Below are 22,398 nucleotides of genomic sequence, written 5' to 3'. Positions count from 1 at the left end.
AGATATCGATTCAACGAACGATCGAAGCTGCGACCCTATAGGATCGCGGCCGGAACGCCCATGCCAGATCAGGCCGGGCAAGCAGGCCCCGTCAACAGCGAAGCCGGGACAACCCACATAAAAAAGAAGCCCCGGGTTTCCCCGGGGCTTCCTGACTAGAGATCGGAAACCGATCAGAAGTCGCGCTGGACGCGGAGACGGCCGCTCCAGGAGTCGTCCGACTTGATGGTCTTGCCGTTGATGGCGAACGCCTTGGCGTCCGGAACGCGGCCACCGAACTCGGTGCGGGCGTAGAGCACCTCGACACCGATGTCGAGACCGGAGACCGGCGACCACACGAGGTTGGCGCTGGCAACCAGTTCCTTCGGGTCATACGACTTGAGCGAGCCCGGGATGATCGCAGCCGTCTGGAGAGCCGAGTACGAGACCAGGAAGTCCGAACGGATCGCCGGGGTCCAGTAGTGGCGCATGGCAGCGAGCAGGGTGTAGCCGGTGTTCGACTTCACGCGGCCGAAGCCGTCGATGCCGTAGTTGCCGACCGGGAAGGCCGCGACGCGGCCGTGACCGGCGTTGGCACCCCAACCGATATACTCGAGAGCGCCGTCGGCGTAAGCAGCCTGCACGAACAGAGCGTCGCCAGCGGCGAGCATCGGCAGGTTGATCTTCACGCCGGCCTGGAGAGCCCAGCCCATCTCGTCCTTCTTGGCACCGGTGCCGAAGACAGGAGCAAGCGCCGTGCCGTAGTTGACATACGGCGAGCTGTAGGTGCTGCGGTCACCGAAGGCGCCCGAGATCGAGGCCGAACCCCAGCCCTGATCGACGCGCAGCTGACCGACGACGTCAGGATAGGTCATGCCAGCGTAGCCGCCGGTCGGACGCACGACACCGAAGCCATCGACGTAGTTGGCGGAAGCGCCGAGACGGCCGGTCGTGCGGGGATCTTCGAGCGACAGCGTGGCGGTGAAGCCGCCGCCGAACGAAGCGGTGTAGGCGAGCAGGTTGACCTGACGGTCAGAGGTGCGCGCGCCGTGGAAGGTGTAGTCGTTGGCGTAGAACTGGAACATCGACGCCGTACGACCGGCGGTCAACGGGCCGAGCTGGACGACTGCGTCGACGAGGTCAACGCCGCTATCCTGGTTCACGCCATTGACGCCCGAGAAGCGGTTCGCAGCCGAGTTGGTGCCGCTGTAACGATACACGCCCGTGGTGGTCGTGACGTCATAACGGATGAACGTGCGCAGCGTGCCGTAAGCGGTCTGGTTGCGGGCGTCCAGGAAGATACGGCCGCGAGCGCGGGTACCGAAGGCGTCCTGACCAGCGTTCCAACGCTCACCGAAGGAGTACTCGGCGCGGACACGACCACCAATGCGGAGGCAGGTGTCGGTGCCGGGCAGATAGAAGAAGTTCGCGCCGAAGGCGGAGCAGACACGAACGTATTCGACCGGAGCGGCCTTCCGCGAGGGAAGGTCGGCGGCCTGAGCCCCGGCGACCGCGGCGATGCCGGCGGCGGAACCGAGGAGGAGGCTCTTGACGAGCTTCATTTGGTAACCTCCAAAAGAGTTTCGAGACCCTCGGGCTTCAGCCTGCCCCCCGCCCCAAGCTTTCAGCCTGATCGCAGAACCTGCCTGTTCCCGGTCTTTCGCCTGCGTCACCGACCTATTTCGGAGGCGAAGGCGAAAAACAGCGACCGGGAACGTCCCGACGCATTTCCACCATACGAAAGCCGCCCCGCCGATCAACCTCGATCCGCCTCGCGAGCCTGTGAATGGGGTGCTTTGGAAACCGGTGTTGCAGGCGAGACACGCTTTAACCGCCGAAATTCACCAAGCATTAACCGCAACGGCACCGCACAAGAGGTTTTCGGCTCGTCGCGGTGGAGAATCGGACCATGAAAACCGGATTCGGGCCGAATCCCCTCGCGCGCCGCCTTCCGGGACGCCGAGGCCGATTCAGTACTCCCACTCGGCCCCGATTCCGACAGCAGCGCTGCCGTCGGCTCCGGTCTCGGCCTGGAGCTTGAGGCGCTTGGTCACGTCGATGCCGACCGAGACACCGCTATCCTCGGGCTTGGAGCCAACCTTCACGCCCACCGAGATGTTGTCGCTGATATAGCGCGAGGCCCCGACGGTCGGCCCGCCCGCCCCCATCTGGATGTCGAGATTGTCGACGCCGAGCGATTTGCGCAGCCGCTCGAAGGTGTCGTCGCCGCCGCCACCTGCGAATTGCGCCGCCGCCTGGGCGAGCTGCAGGGCCTGGAAGGGCGACAGCGAACCGGAGGCACGGGCGAAGAGCAGCCGCGACAACACCTCGTCGGGCGGCAGCTCGGGCTGCGAGGTGAAGGCGAAGACCGGCTGGTCGGCCGGACCGCTGATGATGATGCGGGCGGTGACGTCGCCCGCGCTAGTCTGGGCAATGAAATCGAGCTCGGGAATCAACCCGCCGGCGAAAGTCAGCCGGCCGCGGCTGAAATCGAGCCGTTGGGTCAGGACGCTGAGCCTGCCGCGGCGCAGTTCGAAGCCGCCGTCCAGCGCGGGCGCCGAAGACGTACCGCCGACGCGAATCTCTCCGCCGAGCTCGGCATCGATGCCGCGGCCGCGGATGAAGACCTTGCTGGGAGCCGAGACGGTCAGGGCAAGCGCCGCATCGAACGCCGGGGCGGGACGGCCGCCGCGCCCCTTCGCCTTCTGCGCCTTGCGGGCGGCGGCGAGCCGCGCGGCGGCCGCGCCCTTCGCATTGACATGCTTGATGCCGTCGACCGGCCGCAGCGTCGCCGGCAGGCGATCCGGCACGGAGACGTCGAGAGAGGCGATATCGACCCGGCCGCTGAGGCGCGGACGCTGCGCCAGGGGGCCGGCGATCTCGAGATTGAGCCCGGCGACGGCCGTCACCAATCCGCTGGAGACGAGCTGGGCCCGGTCGCCGCGGATGCGGATGGTGCCGGGGAAGCCCGCGCCCGGATCGACCTTGACCTGGCCGCTCGCCGAGATCGTGCCGCCGTTCGGCGTCTGAGCGGAGGCACGCTCGATCGTCAGGTTGTCGCCGTTGGCGGCAATCCGCGCCTCGACGGCGTTGAAGCGGATGCCTTGCAGGGCGTCGGTGAAGCTGCCGCCAGTCAGGGTCGCGTTGCCGCTGAGCCGCGGGGCGGAAGCGGTTCCGCCGGCGCGCATGTCGAGGGCGACCGCTCCGGTGACGCGCTGGCCGCTCGCACCCAGCATGGTGTTGGCGAGCGCGGCGTCGACCCGGCCCTGAGCCGAGAGATCGAGCGGGCCGGTGGCGTTGAGCGGTGCGGTACCGCGCAGCGTGAGGCTCGCGCCCTTCCCGGCGTTGACGGTCGCGGAGATGCCGGCGGCATCGCCCTTGAGCGCGCCTTCCCCCTGAATCTCGACCGGCGGCAGGCCGGCCTGCCGGGTTTCCGGGGTGACGAACTGGGCGATCCTGAGCTTCCAGGGTCCCGAGAGGTCGCCGGGCTTGCCCTTGACCTGAGCCTCGGCGTTCAGCGTGCCGCCCAGCTTCAGGCTGGGAACCGCGATGCTCGCGGCGGAAAGCGGCACGTCGCGGGCGGCGAAGCGCAGATCGAGCGTCTCGCCGGCGCGGCCGTCGAGCGTCACCCGCCCCTTGTCGATCAATAGGGCGAGATTGGCGATCTCGACACCGGAAGCCGGGAAGCTGAACGCGGCCGGATTGGCGAGCGTGATCGCGCGGCCGTCGCGGCGCGCGTCGAAAGAGGCGAGTTCCAGCTTCAGCGGCTCGCCCGGCACGAGACGGCCGGCGCCCTTCAGGGCGAAGCCGCGAGCATTGGCGCTGAGCGTGAAGGCGCTGGCATCGGGCGCGCCCTTCGAATCGAAGCGGATGCCGCTGATCGCCTCGCCCGCCGCGACGGCCCGATCGATCGCAATGGCCGCATCGAGCATCGGGCGGCCATAGATGTCCTTGGCATTGGCGCGCGCGTCGAGCTTGTCGATGGTCAGCGAGGGGCCGGCGAGACGCGAGCCGCGGGCGGTCAGGTCGATATCCTGCCGGCCTTCCGGCGCCGCCAGAACAATATCGGCATCGAGCTGGCCGCCCAGCTTGGTCAGCGCGAGCGCCGAGAGATCGTCGAGATTGCGGGCGGCGAGCGTCAGGCGCCCAGTGGCGCGGCTTGCCGGGTCGAGCGTCAACCCGCCATTCAGGCGGACCGAGCCGAGCGCGAAATCGAGCGTCGAGAGGTTCCAGCCGTCGTCGGGCTGGCGCACGAGGCGCAGCGAGCCGGTGGCCGGCTTGGAATCGACTTCGCCGGCCAGCGTGACGCTGGCATCGAGCGCGCCCTGCAGGTCCTTCGCCACCGCATCGATCGTCAGGCGCGGGATCGGCCGGGCGAGCGCGGTCGCATTGGCGACGGCGATGCGGGCGGTGGCATCCAACTTGTTCTGCGGGCCGGTGATCTGGGCGGTGACGTCGCCGCGGCCGGAGAGGCGCGGATCGGCGCGCTTGAGATCGGGCAGGTTCAGCGCGAGCTTGAGATCGGATCGCTGCTGCCCGATCGCGCCATCGGCCGTGAAGGCCGCATGCTGGCCGGTGACGCGCAGGCCGCTCACCGTATAGTCGCCAGCGAGCGCATTGACGCGGCCGGTGATGGTCAGGTTGCCGGCAAGCAGGCGATCGAGAGCCGCCTCACCGGTCGCAAGACGCTCGGCCTTGCCGGCGAGCGTCGCGGTGTAGTTGTTGAGGCGCGGCGTCGCGTCGAGATCGGCGGTGATATCCGCCCTGCCCCCGAGCGGGCGTCCGGCCAGGCCGCTCAGGCGGGCGAGGTCCGGCAGCACCGCCTTGAGCTGGCCGAGCATGCGCGCCCGGCCGAGCTTGCCGCGATAGTCGAGCTCGACACCCGAGAGCGCGAGTTTCAGCGTCTCGAAATCGGCGGTGCCGTCGTCCTGCCCGGTGCCGCGCAAAGTGAAGGTGACCTTGTCGCCGACCGCGCGCATCAGCGCCTTGTCGGCCAGCACGATCCCGCTGGCCTCGCCGTCCGAGGTCAGGGCGATGCGCGTACCGGGCTCGCCGATGGTGCCGGTCGGCGTCGCGTTGAAGGTGAGCGCGACCTTGCCGAACTGGCCGGCCGGCAGCTTGGCGTCGTTGGCGTCGAGCTTCGCGGCGACGGTCGGGCCGGCGACCGGGCCGCGGATCGTCGCGTCGAAGGCGAGCTTGCCGATCTCGGTGCCGGAGGCGACCGTGCGGCCACCCTCGTTGGGGCGCGACGCTGCCGTGACGCGCAGATCCAGCGTCTTGTCGGGATTGTAGCGGCCGAGCACGTCGAGGCGCGCCAGCGCCGAGACCAGCGCGAGATTGCGGATGTCGACGCCGCTGTCGTCGCGGAAGCCGACCGAACCGTCGAGCCGGGTCGAGCCGGCGAAGACCGGCGCCACCGGGGCCGGCATCAGGCCTTCGATGCGGGCATCGAGGGCAAGCGCGAGCGCGCGCTCGGTTCCGGCTCGGGTGAGCGTCGCCGAGCCTTCGGCGCCGATGGTCGGGCCCGCCGTGAAGACGAGGCTGGAGCGGAAGGAATCGAGCGGGCCGTCGCCCTTGAGGTCGAGCTGCACCGGCGGCTCGCCCGGCAGCCCGGCAACCTTCGAGATCAGGCCACCCGCCGGCTCATCGAGCTTTGCGGTAAGCTGCAGCCGGGTGCTTTCCGGTACGAAGGACAGGGTGACGTCGAAGAGCCCGCCCATGTCGAGCCGCTTCGCCTCGAGCTTGAGGTCGAGGCCTTCATTGGGCGGCCCGAGACGTGCGGCGCCGTTGGCGCTCAACCGGGCCGCGACGCCGAGCACGGGCTCGCCCCAGCGCCAGCTCGTTGAGCTGGAGCGCGCGGATGATGACCTTGAGCGGGAGCTCGGGCAGGATCGGCTCGTTGCTCGGCGGGGCTGCGCCTGCCGGCTGCGGCGCTGGCTTGCGCAGGATCTCGAGCTTGCCGATCTCCAGCCGGTCGACATCGAGCCTTCGCAGCAGCAGGGCGCTGCGCGTCCAGACCAGGCGGACGCGGTCGAGCCGCAGCCAGGCGCCGTCGCGATCGGAGAGCACGATGTCGCGGATCTCGACATCGGACGACAGCGCGCCGTTGACCTCGCCGATCGAGACCTGGCTCGTGCTGCTCGACAGGGCCTTGGAGATCAGGTCGGCGACGACGCCGCGATCGGTCTGGGCATTCTGGGCGAAGCCGCCGAAATGCGCAGAGAACAGGAAGCCCGCCGTCAGCAGAAAGGCGAGAAGCGCGAGGCGCGGGATGGTGAGGAGCCGGCGCATCAGAAGGCCTGCCCGATGCTGACATAGAGCGCGACCGGCTTGTCGCCCTTGCGCGGATTGAGCGGCGCGGCGATGTCGACGCGGATCGGCCCGATGCCGGTATAGTAGCGGAAGCCCAGACCTGCGGCCATCTGCAGCTTCTGCTTGCCGTCCGGCAGGCTCGATTCGAAGGCTGTGCCGGCGTCGAAGAAGGGTACGATGCCGATCGTGTCGGTGATCTTGATCCGGGCCTCGACCGAGGCTTCAAGCAGGCTGCGCCCGCCGACGATGCGCCCGAACGGCCCGAGCGGCGACAGGCTGCGATAGGCATAGCCACGCACCGAGCCGCCGCCGCCGGCATAGAAGCGCCGGGTCGCCGGGATGTCGTCGAGGCTGGCGCCGGAGACCGAGCCGAAACCGATGCGGCCGGCGAGAATGTAGCGGGCGTCCTCGTCGAGGGCGTAATAGGCCGAGACGGTCGCCTTGGTCTGGTAGATGCCGACCGTCGAGCCGAGGAAGGTCGGATAGGGCGTGAACGAGGCCGTCGCGCGATAGCCGCGCGTCGGGTCGAGCAGGCTGTCGGTGGAATCGTATTTCACCGAGAGGGGAATGCCGACCAGCGTGTAGTCGACCTGCCCCAGCACGTCGCTGGTCTGGCCGCGCTCGACCTCGATGCCGCCCTGGACCGAGAAGGTGTAGCTGAAGCGGTGGCGGATCGCGGTGGTGACGTTGCCGTAGCGGGCGGTATAGCCGCCGTAGCGGTTGAGGCCGACGCGCTCGCGCGTCGCGACGCCGTCGAGCAGCCAGTCGTTGCGGCTGCCGCCCAGCGCCGGCTTCATGAAGCTGAAGGCGAAGCGGCCACCGAGGTCGGATTCCTTGAAATCGCCGAAGCGCTGGAGCTTGCTGCCGTCAATGCGCGGCGCGAAGAAGACACTGGCCTCCAGCCGCAGGCGCTCGGCCCCACCGAACAGGTTGCGGTGCTCCCAATAGGTCTTCACCGCCGGACCATCGATGGTCGAATAGCGGGCCGAGAAGCCGAGCAGGCGCTTGGGCCGCTCGGTCACCTCGACGAAGATCGGCAGGTTGCCGGCGCCGTCGAGCTTGTCGCCCTCGCGGATACGGACCGAGCCGACGGCGGGAAGCGTCGCAATCGACTTGCGCGTATCGGCCAGCGCCTTCGGCGAGTAGGGATCACCGGGCTTCAGATAGATGAAGGAGCGCACGACCGCGGGCGGAATCTCGTCGGTCTGACCGACCGTGATGTCGCCGAAGCCGGCGAGCGGACCGGGCGCGATGACATAGGTCACGTCCATGATGCCGGCAGCATGGTCGACCACCGGCCGCAGCTCGACCACCTTGGCGAGCGGCCGCGATTGCGCGCGCATATGGTCGACCAACGCGGCCTGCGCGGCCCGCAAGGCCGCGGCGGTGGCGGGATCGCCGGCCTTGAGCCGGGAGACCTTGACGGGGTCGGCGATCGCCGGCGGGCCGGCCTCGTCACGTTCGACGACATCGACCTTGCGCAGGCCGAAAACCTTGCCGGGCCGGGCGACGACCTTGATCGGCACGGCGTCGCGGTTGCGATGCGCCTCCAGCGCCCTGACCAGCGTCGCGTTCGGTTCGGCCCCCACCTTGAGCGGGACACCATCGACGATCAGCGTGACATCGGCGTTGAAATAGCCCTGCGACCAGAGCGCATCGAGCATCGGGTTCAGGTCAGTCGCCATCCGGCGCGACAGGCTCTCGCCATCGGGCGGAGCGTCCTGACGCAGGCGATAGAGCAGCGAGGCATCTTGCAGCGAGCGCGTCAGCGCCTTGGCGTCGTCAGCCTCGCCGAGATCGAATTCGAGCTTGTAGGGCAAGGCAGACGGGCTCGGCGCCGGCGGCTCGTCCTTCTTGGTGAAGAGGCCGAACACGTCGAGCGACGAGAGATCGAAAGCCCGGGCAGGTTCAGCCTGCAGGCTCAGCAGTGTGGCAAACGCACAGCCGCCGCTCAGCGCGACCGCATGCTTCGCCCTACGCCAGAACCGCATCCACCCTCCAAGCAACCCCCCGCCACACGCAAAAACATGCCCATGCCCGCGGCCATCATAGGGAGCCGACCGGCATGCGCAATGCTCAAGGACTCGAACGTTCCGGCTAACGAAGGGTTAAGGTCACGCTGCCGAGCGGCGAAAGTCGCGTCACGACCTCGCCCTTTCCAGGCGAGAGCACGCCGCCGCAGAGACTGCCCGTGGTCACGATCTGGCCGGCCTTCAGGCTACCCAGGTCATCGCTCCGGCGGTTGGCCCAGGCGAGAAAGGGCGTCATCGGATCGCCGTTTCCGTGGACGGCCGGCTGGTCGTAGATCGTCACGCCGTTGAGCGAGATGAAGCAGCCGAGACCGGAGAGATCGTCCAGCGTGGCGATGTCGAGCTCGGGACCGATGAGGTAGCCGCCATGGCCCATCGCGTCGGCGAGCCAGAGCGGAAAGGCGACGTTGCCGGACCAGTTGGCGAGGCGGCTCTCGACGATCTCGATGCCGAGATAGGCCTTGTCGCAGCAGGCGAGCAACTCGGCGCGCGTCCAGGGCTGGCCCGGGCGGAACGGCACGTCGCGGGCGAGCCGGAGCGCGATCTCGATCTCGATGCGCAATTCCGCGCCGATCGCGCCCTCATAGGTCTCGCCGGGTGCGAGCCAGGGACCCGGCATCAGGCCAGCGACCGCCGTGCCGTCCTCGGCGATGCCGACCTTCCAGCCGGCCTCGGGCAGGCCGAGCGTGTTGCCGACCGCCGCCTGTGCGATGAGGCCCTCAGTCAAGGTTGCCGGCACCGGAAGGCCCGCGATCTCGGCCAGCGAACGCTCGCGGCGGGCCTTCACCAGCGCATCGCGCACGGTCTCGACGGTGGTGGGCATGGGACTTCCTCTGCATCCGGGCGGCAAGTGCGTCAGGTCCCTGCTATCGCAGCGGGCCGGGAGCGACAAGGCGCGCTGGCGTACCGATGCCCGGCCCAAGCGCCATGGAACCTCCCGGCCTCTTCCCGGTTCCCCGAGGATGATCCACATCACTCATCACACCCGGCGGAGGCTGCTGCAGGGTTTCGTCGGCGTCGTCCTGCTCGGCTCCGCCGCGGCAGCCCAGTCCGCCGTTCCGGCCGCGGAATTCGTGCGCGAGACCGCCATCGCCCAGATGTTCGGCATCGAATCCGCGACGCTGGCGCTGCACAAGACCAGCTCGCCCGCGATCAAGGATTTCGCTCATGCGCTCGCCAGCGAGCAGGGCGCGGTGACGAGCGGCCTGCGCCGCATCATCGCCAAGCGCTCGGACATCGCCCTGCCCGACCGTCCGGACGGGCGCCATCTCGACCTGCTGCGCGACCTCACCGACAAGCAGGGGGCGGCTTTCGACAAGGCCTATGTCGAGGCCCAGCGCAGCACGCATCACGATGTCGCCGTGCTGATGGAGCGCTATGCCAACGAGGGCGACGACCCCGAGCTGAAGAGCTTCGCTGTGCAGTCGCTGCCGGTGTTTCGCGAGCTCGATCGCAAGGCGCGGGAGCTGCCGGTTGGGCCCTAAGGGCGGGCAGGCCGCAGGCGTGAACGCGGAATCCACGACGGGGTGAAACGCCGACGACGGGGAAGGTCTCACCCGGTCGTAGGTTCCGGGCTCTTCGCTCCGCGAAGCCCCGGAATGACAAGCTTGGAGCGTCTCAACCCTTCGATTTCTTGTCCGCCTCGCGCTCGTAGACGGCGAGGAAGGCCTTGCCCATCAGCGATGTCTCGCCGTCGATCAGCTTGCGGAGCATGGCCGCGCGGATGGCCTGGAGCGCGGGATCATTCGGCAGGGCCGCGGCCGCCAGTTCGGCCAGCGCCACGGCGAGCCGGTTCTGCCCCTGCCCCGCCAAGGCCTCGGCGCGCTCGGCGAGCTTGCGGGCGCCGCCGGCGAGATCGGCGAGTTCGGCGGCAAGCTCTGCCGTGCGGGCCGGTTTGAGATGGGCCGCGTTGCCGTCGAACCAGCCAGCGTTGAGGTGATAGATGCTGCGGACGAGGAATTCGGGGTCGTCGTATTTCGGCAGCAGATAGGGCTTGGCGAGGTAGTTCGCGGGGACCTTGACCTTGCTCAGCACGTCCTCAAGCGTCGCGCCGGCATTCATCAGCGTGAGTGTCTCGCGAACGAGATGCTCCAGCGCCTCAGCGCCGTCGCCCAGCATCCGCGCGACACGCTCCGCTCCGAAGACGACGGGGCCATGGCCGGGGATCAGGATGTCCGGCTTGAGCGCCTCCATCCGCCGCAAGGCCTGCGCCCATTCCGCCGCATAGCGCTGGACCTTGCGCGGATTGCCGGCATTGGGGAACACCCAGATCACGAAATCGCCGCTCGCCAGCACGCGCCGCTCCGACAACCAGACGAAGGTCGCGTCATCCGTCTCGCCGCGGCCATGGAAGAGTTCGAGTTTCTCCCCGCCGATCGCCAGCGACAGGGTGTCGTCATAGACCTCGTCGGGGCGGCGCTGGCCGATCGGATAGACATAGCCGGGCATGTTGAACTGCTGGCTTTGCACGAGACTGTTGAAGCCATGCGAGTCGACATAGCGCTGCATGCGCCGCGCGACATTGCGATGGGCGACGATACGCGGGCGCGGCCAGCCGCGCGCATCCGCCTCCTCGTCGATCAGCTTGATGCCGCTGGTATGGTCGATATGGCCGTGGGTGAAGATCACCGTATGGATCGGGCCGTCGTCCCAGGAGCGGATGACGTCGAGCGTCTGCCTGGCGGTGTCGGGCTTGGCGGTGTCGATCAGCACGAGGCCTTCGCCCGTGCGGATCGCGGTCACGCTGCCGCAGAAATAGGTGGTGTGGACGGTGATGATGTTGTCATCCACCTGCGTGATCGCGCCATGCGAGACCGACGCCGTCCATTCCTCCATCGCGGCGGAGCCGTCCCAGAGACGCTCGAATAGCGGGTCCTGTTTCATGCGGCATCCTCCGGCGAAGTCCTCGCCTGTTTAGCACCATCGACCGGCTGCGACAGGCCGGCCCGGCCGCATGCTGACAGCCGGCGTCAGCGGCGGCCGGCCGCCATCCCCGGCAAAGCGGCAACCCCGGCGCCGCCATGTCCCGCCGCCTCTGGACATGCCGCCCCAAAGCCCGGCAAGAAGCGGGTGGGCGCCGCGGCTATCCAAGACCGCGCATGCGACAAGAATTGTCCGGGAGGAACAGGAAATGAAATCGCTTTGGGTCATGGCCGCCGCGCTCGGCGCCGCGCTCAGCCTGCCCGCGCAGGCGCAGGACAAGGTCAAGCTGGTCGACGTGATCGAGTTGTCGGGCGCGGGCGCCGCCGCCGGCACCAACTGGAAGAACGGCGCCGACATGGCCGCCGCCGACATCAACGCCAAGGGCGGCATCCTCGGCAAGCCCGTCGAGATCGTCCATTACGACACGCAGACCAATCCGAGTAACACGCGCGCCGCCGTGCAGCGCGGCATCGACGAAGGCGCCTATGCCATCCTCGGCCCGATCTTCTCGGGCCCGATCGGTGCCTCCATGCAGATCTCGCAGCGCGCCGAAGTCGCCCAGATCGTCGGCGGCGAGGCGGCCGGCTTCACCAAGCAGGGCAACCCCTACATCTTCCGGACCTCGCTGAGCCAGACGGCGGCGATGCCGAAGATCGCCAAGTACCTCAAGGATACCGTCAAGGCCGGCTCGATCGCCGTGGTCTGGGTCAATAACGATTTCGGCAAGGGCGGCCGCGACGCCATCCTGCCCGAGCTCGAGAAGGCCGGCATCAAGGTCGCCGTCGACGTTTCGACAGAGCAGGGCCAGGCCGACTTCACCGCCGACGCGATCAAGGTGAAGAATGCCAATGCCGATGCCGTCTTCGTCTATCTGAACGAGGAAGAGAGCGCCCGCTTCCTGCGCGCCGCCAAGCAGCAGGGCATCGCCAAGCCGATGATCGGCGAGACCACCCTGCTCGGCGCCAAGGTGCTGGAGCTTGCGGGCGACGCCGCCAACGGCGCCAAGGGCCATGTCGGCCTCTCGACCGACGCGCCGATCCCGGCCCTGCAGGAATTCGGCAAGCGCTACCGCGAAAAATACGGCTTCTCCTCGGACCATAACGGCGTGAAGGGCTACATGGCCGTCTTCATGGTGAAATGGGCGACCGAGAAGCAGAAGAAGCTCGACAAGAAGGGCCTCGCCGACACGCTGCGCGGCGCGACCATCAAGGCGAGCGAAGAGCCGGGCATCATGATCGACACGGTGATCGAGCAAAACGGCGATCTCGACCGCGAGAGCTTCCTGGCGGAGGTCGTCAACGGCAAGCAGGTGATCAACACCACCCTGCCGCGGATCAAGCCGTAAGCAGCAAAGATATCCTCGACGTCATCCCGGACGGAGCGCAGTGAAGATCCGGGATCCATGCCTGAACCTTCTTCGGAAAGGTTCCGGCATGGATCCCGGGTCTCCCTGCGGTCGCCCGGGATGACATGAGTTTGGGCACAAAGCGGAAGCCATGGCCGAATTCATCGCCTACCTCATCGCCGGCATCGCCACAGGCTCGATCTACGCGCTCGCCGCGATCGGCTTCACGCTGGTCTGGCAGACCTCGCAGACGATCAATTTCGCCCAGGGCGAATTCGTCATGCTGCCGGCCGTGCTGATCCTGCTCGCGGTCAAGCTCTTCGGCCTGCCGCTCTGGGCCGGCGGCCTCATCGGCATCGCCGTCTTCCTGCTGATCTTCGGCGCGGGCTTCAAGCTCGTGGTGGTCGATCCGATGATCAAGCACGGCGTGCTGCCGCTCGCCATCGCCACCATGGCGCTGTCGATCGTGATGAAGGAAGGCGCCAAGGACGGCTTCTCGGCGGAGGCGCAGAGCTTTCCCTCGCTGGTGCCGACCGACATGGTCAACCTGCTGGGCGCGTCGATCTCGCTGCAGCATCTCGCGATCATCGTCGTCGCCTTCGCCGCGATCGGCCTGCTGCAATGGTTCGTCGGCGGCACGAGGCTCGGCCGGCAGATGCAGGCGACGGCGCAGAACCCGACCGTCGCGCGCATCCTCGGCATTCCTGTCGAGCGAATGGTGCTGCTGACCTTCCTGCTCAATGCCGGCCTTGCCGTCGTCGCCTCGCTCCTGATCTCGCCGATCTATCTGGCGAAGTTCTCGAACGGCGAGACCATCGGCCTCTTCGCCTTCATCGCGGCCATCGTCGGCGGCTTCAACCAGGTGCGCGGCGCGCTGGTCGGCGGCATCCTGATCGGCGTCGCCGATTCACTGGCCGCCGCTTACATCTCGACACAATACCGGCTCGCCGTGCCGCTGGTGCTGCTCGTCGCCATCATCCTGGCCAAGCCGGAAGGGCTGATGGGCCGCAAGGAGGAGCGCCGCGTATGAGCGCCCCTGCCGTCCAGAATTCCGCAGCCCCGGCCCGCCGCATCGATGCCGCGCTGATCGGGCTCATCCTCGGCGCCATCATCCTCTGGTTCGCACCGGTCGGGATGGGCCGCTACGGCACCTATGTGCTCTCGCTCTGGCTCGTCATGAGCATCGGGGTGATGGGGCTGAACCTCACACTCGGCTATGCCGGCCAGACATCGCTGGCGCAGGCCGCCTTCATGGGGCTCGGCGCCTATGCGACCGCGATCCTGACCACGAAATACGGGGTGAGCTGGTATGCCGCCTTCGCGCTTTCGGGGCTGCTGACCTTCGCGGTCGGCCTGCTGCTCGGCTTCCCGGCTTTGCGTGTCCGCACGCATTACCTCGCCTTCGTCACCCTCGCCTTCTCGACGCTGATCTGGCTGGTGCTCCGTAACGAGCAATGGCTGACCGGCGGCGTCTTCGGCATCTCCAACATCAACCGGCCGGACTTTTTTGGCATCAAGCTGTTCGGCGCGCTGGAATTCCACCGCTTCGTCGTCGTCGTCACGCTGATCCTGTCGCTCAAGCTGTGGTGGCTGATCCGCTCGCCCTGGGGCCGTGCGTTCACGGCGCTGCGCGAGAACCCGGTCCGCGCCGCGAGCCTCGGCATCGACACCCGCGCCTACACGCTGCTCGCCTTCGCCATCGGCTCGGCCTATGGCGGCTTTGCCGGTTCGCTCTATGCGCCGCTGGTCGAGTTCATCGACCCCTCGCCCTTCTCGCTGTCGCAGAGCCTCTTCCTGCTCCTGATGGTGGTCGCGGGCGGGGCCGGGTATCTCTTCGGTCCCTTCGTCGGTGCGCTGCTCGGCGTCGTGCTGCCGGAATGGCTGCGCTTCGCCGGCTCGCTCTACCTCATCATCTTCGCGACGATCGTACTCGCCCTGCTCGTCATCTGCCCGCAAGGCGTCTGCGGCCTGATCGAGCACGGCTGGAACGCGCTCCGACGCAAGACCGGAGGCGCGCGATGAGCCCGGTCCTTGAAGTCCACGATCTGCACAAGGCCTTCGGCGGCATCAAGGCCGTGAACGGCGTCTCCTTTTCGGTCAACGAAGGCGAGATCCTCGGCATCATCGGGCCGAATGGCTGCGGCAAGTCGACCCTGTTCAACTGCATCCTCGGCCAGCTCGAACCGACGCAAGGCGCGGTGAAGCTCGACGGCCGGGACGTCACCAATATGCGCCCGTCCGCGCTCAACCGGCTCGGCGTCAGCCGGACCTTCCAGCTCCTGCAGGTCTTCCCGGAACTCTCAGTGCGCGAGAACCTGATCCTCGCCGGGCAGGAGCATCAGGGCTCGATGCTCGGGCGCCTGTTCGGCGCGCGCGATGCCGGGCTCTCCGAGAAGGCCGAGCAGATGATCGGCTTCTTCAAGCTCGGCCATCTCGCGGATGCCAAGGCCGGCGGCCTCTCCTATGGCCAGCAGAAGCTGCTCGACGCCGCGATGGCCTTCATGGCCGGCCCGCGCCTCGTGCTGCTCGACGAGCCGGCCGGCGGCGTGAACCTGACCATGCTCGGCGATCTCAAGGAGCGGCTGCGCGCCATCAACGCCAAGCAGGGCGCGACCTTCGTCGTGATCGAGCACAACATGGATTTCGTGATGTCGCTCTGCACGCGCGTGATCGTGCTGGCGGAGGGCAAGGTTCTGGCCGAGGGCACGCCGGCCGAGGTCCGCGCCAACCCGGCCGTGATCGAAGCCTATCTGGGTCACTGAGGAGCACGGTGATGAGCACCCCCATCCTCGAACTCGACGGCGTGGTCGGCGGCTATGGCGCCATGACCATCCTGAACGGCACCTCCTTCGCGGTGAAGCGCGGCGCGATCACGACGGTGATCGGCCCGAACGGCGCGGGCAAGTCGACCGTGTTCAAGGCGATCTTCGGCCTGCTCAAGCTGCGCGAGGGCCGCATACGCTTCGATGGGCGGGACATCACCGGCTGGAGCCAGCGCAAGCTGCTCGAAGCCGGCATCTGCTATGTCCCGCAGGGGCGCAACATCTTCCCGGAGCTCTCGGTGCGCCACAATATCGAGCTCGGCACGGTCGCCGCCGGCTTGGGGATCACCGACATGCCGCAACGTTTGGAGGCGGCGCTCGACCGTTTCCCGGCCCTTAGGCGCAAGGCAGACCAGCAGGCTTCGACGCTCTCCGGCGGCGAGCAGAAGCAGCTCGAGATCGTGCGCGGCCTGCTGCTCGATCCCAAGCTGGTGCTGATCGACGAGTCCTCGATCGGCCTCTCGCCGCTGATGGTGCAGGAGACCTTCGGCATCCTGAAAGACCTGCGCGCCAAGGGCGTCTCGATCCTGATGGTCGAGCAGAACGCCCGCTCGGCGCTGGAGATCTCCGACGAAGGGCTGGTGCTCGAACTCGGCCGCACCCGCATGCAGGGGCCGGCAGCGGAAATCCTTGCCGATCCGCGTATCGGCCAGCTCTTCCTCGGGGGCACGCTGACCGACGCGGCCTGACGGCGCAGGCGTCAGGCTTTGACAGCGGCGCCCTCTCCTGTCGGGATGGCGGCGGATACCGAGACCGGAGCCTGCCCATGAAGATTCGCGCCGCCGTCCTGAACGCCAGCCCGGTTGCGGCGCCCTATGCGCAGAGCCGCCCGCTGCGGATCGAGGAGCTCGACCTCGCACCGCCCGGCCGCGACGAGGTCCTGGTCAAGATCCGGGCAGCGGGGTTGTGCCATTCCGATCTCTCGGTGATCGACGGCAACCGCCCGCGCCCGGTGCCGATGGTGCTCGGCCATGAGGCTGCCGGCGAGGTGGTCGAGACCGGCCAAGGCGTCGACGATCTGAAGCCCGGCGACCGGGTCGTGATGGTGTTCGTGCCATCCTGCGGGCATTGCGCGCCCTGCGCGGAGGGGCGCCCAGCGCTCTGCGAACCCGGCAACGCCGCCAACGGGCGCGGCGAGATGCTTGGCGGCGGGCGCAGGCTCTCGGTCGCCGGCCAGCCGGTCCATCACCATATCGGCGTCTCCGCCTTCGCCGAGCATGCGGTGATCTCGCGCCATTCGCTGGTCAAAATCGAGGCCGATATCCCGCATGAGATCGCCGCCCTGTTCGGCTGCGCCGTGCTCACCGGCGTCGGTGCTGCCGTGAACACGGCACGGATCAAGGCCGGCGAGACCGTCGCGGTGGTCGGGCTCGGGGGCGTCGGGCTCTCGGCCCTGCTCGGCGCCATCGCCTGCGGCGCGTCGCGCGTCGTCGCCGTCGATCTCGCGCAGGACAAGCTCGATCTGGCGCTGGCGCTCGGCGCGACCGACGCCTTCAAGGCCGACACGCCCGATGCGGTCGAAGCCATTCGCGCCGCGACCAAGGGCGGCGTCGATCACGGGCTGGAGATGGCCGGCTCGGTCAGGGCGCTCGATCTCGCCTACCAGATCACAAGGCGCGGCGGCACGACGACGACGGCCGGCCTCGCCAACCCCGCCCATACGCTGTCGCTCTCGCCAGTGAGGCTCGTCGCCGAAGAGCGCACGCTGAAGGGCTCCTATGTCGGCTCCTGCGTGCCCTCGCGCGACATCCCGCGCTTCATCGAGCTTTACCAGCGCGGGCGGCTGCCGGTCAACAAGCTCTGGACCAGTTCGGGCAGCCTCGACGAGATCAACGAAGGTTTCGACGCGCTCAACGAAGGCCGCACGATCCGGCACATCGTCAGGATGTGATGCGGGACGCAGCAGGCCTGAAACAAGCGGCTGTTTCCTTGCTACGCCAAGGACATGACGCCCGCTCATGAGATGTTGATTCAAGCTGCGCGTCGCTTCGCGATGCCGCATGCCGACCTGCCGAAAGAGCCGCCCGCGCTAACCCGCCGCCCGCGTTTGACACGGCCGCTGCGGGGCGCTCCTCCTCTCCCGACTACTGAGGGAATGCCGATGTCGAATGCGCTGGAAGGTATCGTCGTGGTCGCGCTGGAGCAGGCGGTGGCCGCGCCGGTCGCGAGTTGCAAGCTTGCCGATGCGGGCGCGCGCGTCATCAAGCTCGAGCGGCCAGAGGGCGATTTCGCCCGCGGCTATGACGGCTTCGCCAAGGGGCAGTCCTCCTATTTCGTCTGGATCAACCGGGGCAAGGAATCCTGCCGGGTCGACCTGCGGCAGCCTGATGATCTCGCGCTGGTCGAGGCGATGATCGCGTCGGCCGACATCTTCATCCAGAACCTCGCGCCCGGCGCTGCCGGCCGACTCGGGCTCGGCAGCGCGACGCTCCGGCAGCGCCATCCGCGCCTCATCACCTGCGACATCTCCGGCTATGCGCCGGGCACGCCGCATGAGCGACGCAAGGCCTATGACCTGCTGATCCAGGCGGAATCGGGCCTCTCCGCCATCACCGGCACGGCCGAATCCGGCCCTTCGCGCATCGGCGTCTCGATCGCCGATATCGCGACCGGGCAGGCGGCCTATGCCGCGATCCTCGAAGCGCTGCTGAGGCGGGCACGCACCGGTGAGGGCTCGGCGATTGCGCTCTCGCTGTTCGACACGCTCGCCGAGTTGATGAACGTGCCCTATCTCACGCGCCGCTATGGCGGCATCGAGCCGGCACGCGTCGGGCTCGCCCATCCCTCGATCGCGCCTTACGGCGTGTTCTCGCTACTCGATGGCGAGGTGCTGGTCTCGATCCAGAGCGAGCGGGAATGGCAAATCTTCGCCCGCGACGTGCTTGAAAGCCCGGAGCTGGCCGGTGATCCGCGCTTCGTCTCGAATGTGCTGCGGGTCAAGGAGCGCGCCGTGCTCGATGGCGCTGTGCAGGCGCTGCTAGGCCGACGGCGATTCGCGGATATCGCCACCGCACTCGACCGGCATGCCATCGCCTATGGCACGGTCTCGACTGTCGGGGGGCTGATCGACCATCCGGCGGCGACCGCCCTGCCCGTCCCGACGCCGAACGGCCCGGTCGAGGTGCTGGCACCTTCGGTCGTCGTCGATGGCCAACGCGTCGCGATGCGGCCGGTGCCCGCGCTCGGTCAGCACGACGCAGCTTTGCGCGCCGAATTCGCCCATCCGACCGAGGAAAGCCCATCATGAGCATCGACATCGCCAAGCTCGCAACCTGGGCGGGCAGGACCGAAGAGGCGCAGGACATTGTCACGCCGCGCCTCGTGCAGAGCTTCGCCGCCACCTTCGGCCGCCATCTCGCGCCTCATGGTTCGGGCGAGGCGCCCTTGGCGCTGCATTGGTGCCTTGCGCCGCCGATCTCGGATATCGAAGCCTGCGGGCCCGACGGCCACGCCGCCAAAGGCGAGTTCCTGCCGCCTGTGCCGCTGCCCCGGCGGATGTGGGCCGGCGGGCGGATCGAGACGCTGGCGCCGCTGCGCGAAGGCGACCGCGTCACCCGGCATTCGCGCATCGGCGATATCACCTACAAGGACGGGCGCAGCGGTCCGCTCTGCTTCGTCGCGGTCCATCATGACTATGCGACCGAGCGCGGCATCGCACTGCGCGAGCGGCACGACATCGTCTATCGCGAGGCGGCACAGCCCGGCGTGTCGCCAGCCGGAGCGCCAGGGCCGGCCGCCGAGGGCGAGCCAGCCGATCTCATCTGGGAGGTCGAAGGCAGCCCGCTGCTGCTGTTCCGCTACTCGGCGCTGACCTTCAACGGCCACCGCATCCACTATGATTTCCCCTATGCGACGGGCACGGAGGGCTATGCCGGGCTCGTCGTGCACGGGCCGATCCAGGCGACGCTGATCGCCAATATTCTGGCGACACTGACCGACGGCGCGCCGGTCCGGCTCGACTATCGGGGCCTGAGCCCGCTCATCGCCGGCGATGTCTTCCGGGTCAAAGCGAAGCGGCAGGCCGATGGCAGCATCCGGGGCTGGACCGAAGGCGTCGACGGGCGCGTGCGCATGGAAGGCGTTCACCGCCCGGCTGATTGATCTTCCTGCTGATTTTCCGCCGCCCTTTGTGGTTCCGGGTTCGCGCCTGCGGCGCGCCCCGGAATGACAAATGTCGGGCTCGATCATCGGCTCAAGGCCTCAGGCTGGCGCGACGAAGGGCTGGGATATCTCGCCGAAGACCGGCAACGCTTCCAGCCCGGCGGCATGAGCCGCGAGCGCCGGTATGGCAGCAGCGTCGATCAGCCCCGGATGCGCCTCGGTGATGAAGCGCAGCGCCACCGCCACCGCGATATCGGCATGGCCCAGCGTCTCGCCGAACCAATAGGGCGTCGTGCGGCCGGCCCGGTCGCGGTCGAGCGCGGCGAGCGCCGACAGGATCTGGCCGCGGCAGCGCTCCGCCCAGACCGCCGAGACCTGCTCGTGCAGGCGCAGTTCGTAGAACAGGCTGACCGCCTTCTCCGCCGCGCCCATCGCGAGCGCGACGACGGAGAGGGTCTGGCGCCGCACCGGACCGCTGCGCGGGCACAGCGCAAGCTCCGGCCCGGCGAGATCGTCGAGCGCGTCGATCATGCCGGCGCTGTCGATGAGCACCTCGCCATCGTCGAGCACCAGGGTCGGCACCCGCATCAGCGGGTTGAAGGCCCTGACCTTCTCGCCATCGGCGAAGACGGACCAGGGCCGATGCTCGAACGACACGCCGTAGAGCGCGAGCGTGATGCCGACGCGGCGGACGAAGGGCGAGTCATATTGGCCGATCAGGATCATCGCTTGCTCCGTTCACCATCTTCCCAACAGGCGGCGAGCCGGCGATCTTCCCGGTGTCACGGCCGCGCCGCAATGCTAACGTCCTGTCCCGGCAAGCATAGTGGGAGCCGGACATGGCAAGGGATCATCGTCTCAACCGCCGCGAGACGCTCAAGGCCGGGGCCGCGGTCGCCGCCTGTGCCGTCCTGCCGGGGACGGCCGCCGCACAGGCCCCCGCGAAGCTCAAGCTGCGCGTGCTGGAGACCACCGATCTCCATGTCAATGTCGTGCCCTACGACTATTTCCGCGACGGCCCGGACGACACGGTCGGCCTCGCCAAGACCGCGAGCCTGATCAAGGCCGCCCAGGCCGACGCGAAGAACAGCCTGCTCTTCGACAATGGCGATTTCCTGCAAGGCTCCTCGCTCGGCGACTATATCGCCTACAAGAAGGGCCTGAAGGCCGGCGAGACGCATCCGATGCTCGCCGCGATGAACGCCCTGCCCTATCTGTGCGGCACGCTCGGCAATCACGAGTTCAACTACGGGCTGGATTTCCTCGACCACGGCCTCGCCAAGGCGGAATTCCCGATGGTCTGCGCCAATGTCGAGCGCGTCGGCGGCGGGCCTCTCGTCGATGCCTGGCGCCTGTTCGAGCAGAGCTTCGAGGACGAGGCCGGCAACCGGCATGTGCTGCAGATCGGCGTGATCGGCTTCGTGCCGCCGCAGATCATGCAATGGGACAAGGGCCATCTCGACGGCAAGATCGTCGCGACCGACATCGTCGATGCGGCCGAAAAGCATATGCCGGACCTGATCGACGCCCAGCCCGACCTCGTTATCGCGCTCTGCCATTCGGGGATCGCAGGCGGGCAGCGGCGCGGCATGGAGGAGAACGCGGCGCTGCATCTGTCGAAAGTCGAGGGCATCGACGTCATCCTCACAGGCCACCAGCACCTCGTCTTTCCGGGCGGCAAATCCTTCGACGGCATTGCCGGGGTCGACAACGTCAAGGGATCGCTCAACGGCAAGCCGGCCTGCCAGCCCGGTTTCTGGGGCTCGCATCTCGGCATCGTCGACCTCGAACTGGAGAAGCGCGGCGAGCGCTGGAGGATCGCCGATTTCAAGGTCGAGGCGAAGCCGATCTATGAGCGCACGCCGGATCGCAAGATCGTGCCGAAAGCCGCCGTGGAGCCCGCGGTTCTGGCCGCCGTCAAGGCCGACCACGAGGCAACGCTCACCTATATGCGCGAGCCTGTCGGCAGCACCGCCGCGCCGATCAATTCCTATTTCGCGCTGGTGGCGGACGATCCTTCCGTCCAGATCGTGGCCGAGGCGCAGATCGCCTATGCCAAGCCCCTGATGGCGCAGACGCGCTGGAAAAACCTGCCGATCCTTTCGGCGGCGGCCCCGTTCAAATCGGGTGGGCGCGCCGGCCCCTCGTTCTACACCGACATTCCCGCCGGCCCGCTGGCACTCAAGAACATCGCCGACATCTATCTCTATCCGAATACGGTGCAGGTCGTGAAAGTCAGCGGCGCTGACGTAAGGGAATGGCTGGAGCGCGCCGCCGGTATCTTCAACCGCATCGACCCGGCCAAGAGCGGCGAGCAGCCGCTGATCAACCCCGCCTTCCCCGCCTTCAATTTCGACGTGATCGACGGCGTGACCTATCGGATCGACGTCACGCAAGCCTCGCGCTACGACACGGACGGCAAGCTCGTCGCCCGGGATGCGCACCGCATCCTCGACCTCGCCTTTGCCGGTGAGCCGATCGAAGACAAGGCCGAATTCCTCATCGTCACCAACAACTACCGCGCTGGGGGCGGCGGCAATTTCCCGGGCACGAAGACGACGGTGGTGCTCGAAGCACCCGATCTCAACCGCGACGTCATCGTGCGTCATATCCTCGGCAAGAAGGCCATCGACCCGAAGGCCGACGGCAACTGGTCCCTCGCGCCAGTGCCAGCCGGCGTCGACGTGACCTTTCTGACCTCGCCCGCCGCGGCCGGCAAATTGCCCGCAGGGCTGAAGGCGGAGCCGGCCGGAGACGGGCCGGAAGGTTTCGCCAAGTACCGGCTGCGCGGCTGATCGCGCGATATAGGCCTCAATTTATAATTTGTCGGCGAAACCGCCGAAGCGACATACAGTTCTTTAATAGATTTTTAGCGAGAATAGCTGCT

General features: G+C 67.8%; 17 protein-coding genes. 10 read left to right on the top strand and 7 right to left on the bottom strand.

Features of this window, described 5'->3' with window-relative positions:
• Window positions 1-173: 173 nt before the first annotated feature.
• The 5 genes from ACFJGT_RS07190 to ACFJGT_RS07170 all read right to left on the bottom strand — a co-directional run bounded on the left by ACFJGT_RS07190 (window position 174) and on the right by ACFJGT_RS07170 (window position 9,144).
• Entirely contained in the window at window positions 174-1,541 is a 1,368-nt protein-coding gene (locus ACFJGT_RS07190; RefSeq protein ID WP_377847324.1) for a porin, read from the bottom strand.
• Window positions 1,542-1,949: 408 nt separating this feature from the next.
• Window positions 1,950-5,798 carry a translocation/assembly module TamB domain-containing protein gene (locus tag ACFJGT_RS07185; RefSeq protein WP_377847322.1) on the bottom strand — a complete coding sequence of 1,283 codons (3,849 nt, stop codon included), beginning with the start codon at window positions 5,796-5,798 and terminating at the stop codon, window positions 1,950-1,952.
• Complete coding sequence (locus ACFJGT_RS07180) at window positions 5,737-6,270, bottom strand: hypothetical protein (protein ID WP_377847320.1); 534 nt, start codon at window positions 6,268-6,270, stop codon at window positions 5,737-5,739. The genes ACFJGT_RS07185 and ACFJGT_RS07180 overlap by 62 nt, the downstream gene beginning before the upstream one ends.
• Window positions 6,270-8,282, bottom strand: a complete 2,013-nt coding sequence (locus tag ACFJGT_RS07175; RefSeq protein WP_377847318.1) for an autotransporter assembly complex family protein — start codon at window positions 8,280-8,282, stop codon at window positions 6,270-6,272. The genes ACFJGT_RS07180 and ACFJGT_RS07175 overlap by 1 nt, the downstream gene beginning before the upstream one ends.
• Window positions 8,283-8,388: 106 nt before the next feature.
• Entirely contained in the window at window positions 8,389-9,144 is a 756-nt protein-coding gene (locus ACFJGT_RS07170) for a hypothetical protein (RefSeq protein WP_377847315.1), read from the bottom strand.
• A 139-nt stretch (window positions 9,145-9,283) separates the two neighbouring features.
• On the opposite strand from ACFJGT_RS07170, the gene ACFJGT_RS07165 reads away from it, so the two are divergent.
• Window positions 9,284-9,805, top strand: coding sequence for a DUF4142 domain-containing protein (locus ACFJGT_RS07165; RefSeq protein ID WP_377847313.1), 522 nt, complete (start codon window positions 9,284-9,286; stop codon window positions 9,803-9,805).
• Between the two features lie 133 nt (window positions 9,806-9,938).
• Here ACFJGT_RS07165 and ACFJGT_RS07160 read toward each other — a convergent pair whose 3' ends face one another.
• Window positions 9,939-11,204, bottom strand: coding sequence for an alkyl sulfatase dimerization domain-containing protein (locus ACFJGT_RS07160; protein WP_377847311.1), 1,266 nt, complete (start codon window positions 11,202-11,204; stop codon window positions 9,939-9,941).
• A 247-nt stretch (window positions 11,205-11,451) separates the two neighbouring features.
• Here ACFJGT_RS07160 and ACFJGT_RS07155 point away from each other — a divergent pair, with 247 nt between their 5' ends.
• From ACFJGT_RS07155 to ACFJGT_RS07120, 8 genes are all read left to right on the top strand, one after another.
• A complete protein-coding gene (locus ACFJGT_RS07155) occupies window positions 11,452-12,588 on the top strand; it encodes an ABC transporter substrate-binding protein (RefSeq protein WP_377847309.1) in 1,137 nt (378 codons plus the stop codon).
• 151 nt (window positions 12,589-12,739) lie between these two features.
• A complete protein-coding gene (locus ACFJGT_RS07150; RefSeq protein WP_377847307.1) occupies window positions 12,740-13,618 on the top strand; it encodes a branched-chain amino acid ABC transporter permease in 879 nt (292 codons plus the stop codon).
• Complete coding sequence (locus tag ACFJGT_RS07145) at window positions 13,615-14,610, top strand: branched-chain amino acid ABC transporter permease (protein ID WP_377847304.1); 996 nt, start codon at window positions 13,615-13,617, stop codon at window positions 14,608-14,610. Before ACFJGT_RS07150 ends, ACFJGT_RS07145 begins: the two co-directional genes overlap by 4 nt.
• Window positions 14,607-15,350 (top strand): ABC transporter ATP-binding protein, encoded by a 744-nt coding sequence (locus tag ACFJGT_RS07140; RefSeq protein WP_377847302.1) that lies wholly within the window; start codon window positions 14,607-14,609, stop codon window positions 15,348-15,350. Before ACFJGT_RS07145 ends, ACFJGT_RS07140 begins: the two co-directional genes overlap by 4 nt.
• A gap of 11 nt (window positions 15,351-15,361) precedes the next feature.
• Window positions 15,362-16,099 (top strand): ABC transporter ATP-binding protein, encoded by a 738-nt coding sequence (locus tag ACFJGT_RS07135; RefSeq protein WP_377847300.1) that lies wholly within the window; start codon window positions 15,362-15,364, stop codon window positions 16,097-16,099.
• Between the two features lie 77 nt (window positions 16,100-16,176).
• On the top strand, window positions 16,177-17,301 hold the full coding sequence (locus ACFJGT_RS07130) for a zinc-dependent alcohol dehydrogenase family protein (RefSeq protein ID WP_377847298.1): 1,125 nt from the start codon (window positions 16,177-16,179) through the stop codon (window positions 17,299-17,301).
• Window positions 17,302-17,511: 210 nt separating this feature from the next.
• Entirely contained in the window at window positions 17,512-18,657 is a 1,146-nt protein-coding gene (locus ACFJGT_RS07125; RefSeq protein WP_377847296.1) for a CaiB/BaiF CoA transferase family protein, read from the top strand.
• Window positions 18,654-19,511: a MaoC family dehydratase N-terminal domain-containing protein gene (locus ACFJGT_RS07120; protein WP_377847294.1), complete on the top strand. Its 858-nt coding sequence runs from the start codon at window positions 18,654-18,656 to the stop codon at window positions 19,509-19,511. Before ACFJGT_RS07125 ends, ACFJGT_RS07120 begins: the two co-directional genes overlap by 4 nt.
• A 99-nt stretch (window positions 19,512-19,610) precedes the next feature.
• On the opposite strand, the gene ACFJGT_RS07115 is transcribed toward ACFJGT_RS07120, so the two are convergent.
• The gene (locus tag ACFJGT_RS07115; protein WP_377847292.1) at window positions 19,611-20,237 is read right to left on the bottom strand and encodes a glutathione S-transferase family protein; all 627 of its coding nucleotides are present in this window, start codon (window positions 20,235-20,237) and stop codon (window positions 19,611-19,613) included.
• A gap of 113 nt (window positions 20,238-20,350) precedes the next feature.
• Here ACFJGT_RS07115 and ACFJGT_RS07110 point away from each other — a divergent pair, with 113 nt between their 5' ends.
• Complete coding sequence (locus ACFJGT_RS07110; RefSeq protein WP_377847289.1) at window positions 20,351-22,306, top strand: bifunctional 2',3'-cyclic-nucleotide 2'-phosphodiesterase/3'-nucleotidase; 1,956 nt, start codon at window positions 20,351-20,353, stop codon at window positions 22,304-22,306.
• Window positions 22,307-22,398 lie beyond the last annotated feature (92 nt).

This window comes from Allobosea sp. UC22_33, from assembly GCF_042700715.1.
Taxonomy (GTDB): Bacteria; Pseudomonadota; Alphaproteobacteria; order Rhizobiales; family Beijerinckiaceae; genus Allobosea.
The sequence above is the reverse complement of the archived record's forward strand: the minus strand, read 5'-3'. Positions and strand labels throughout refer to the sequence as shown.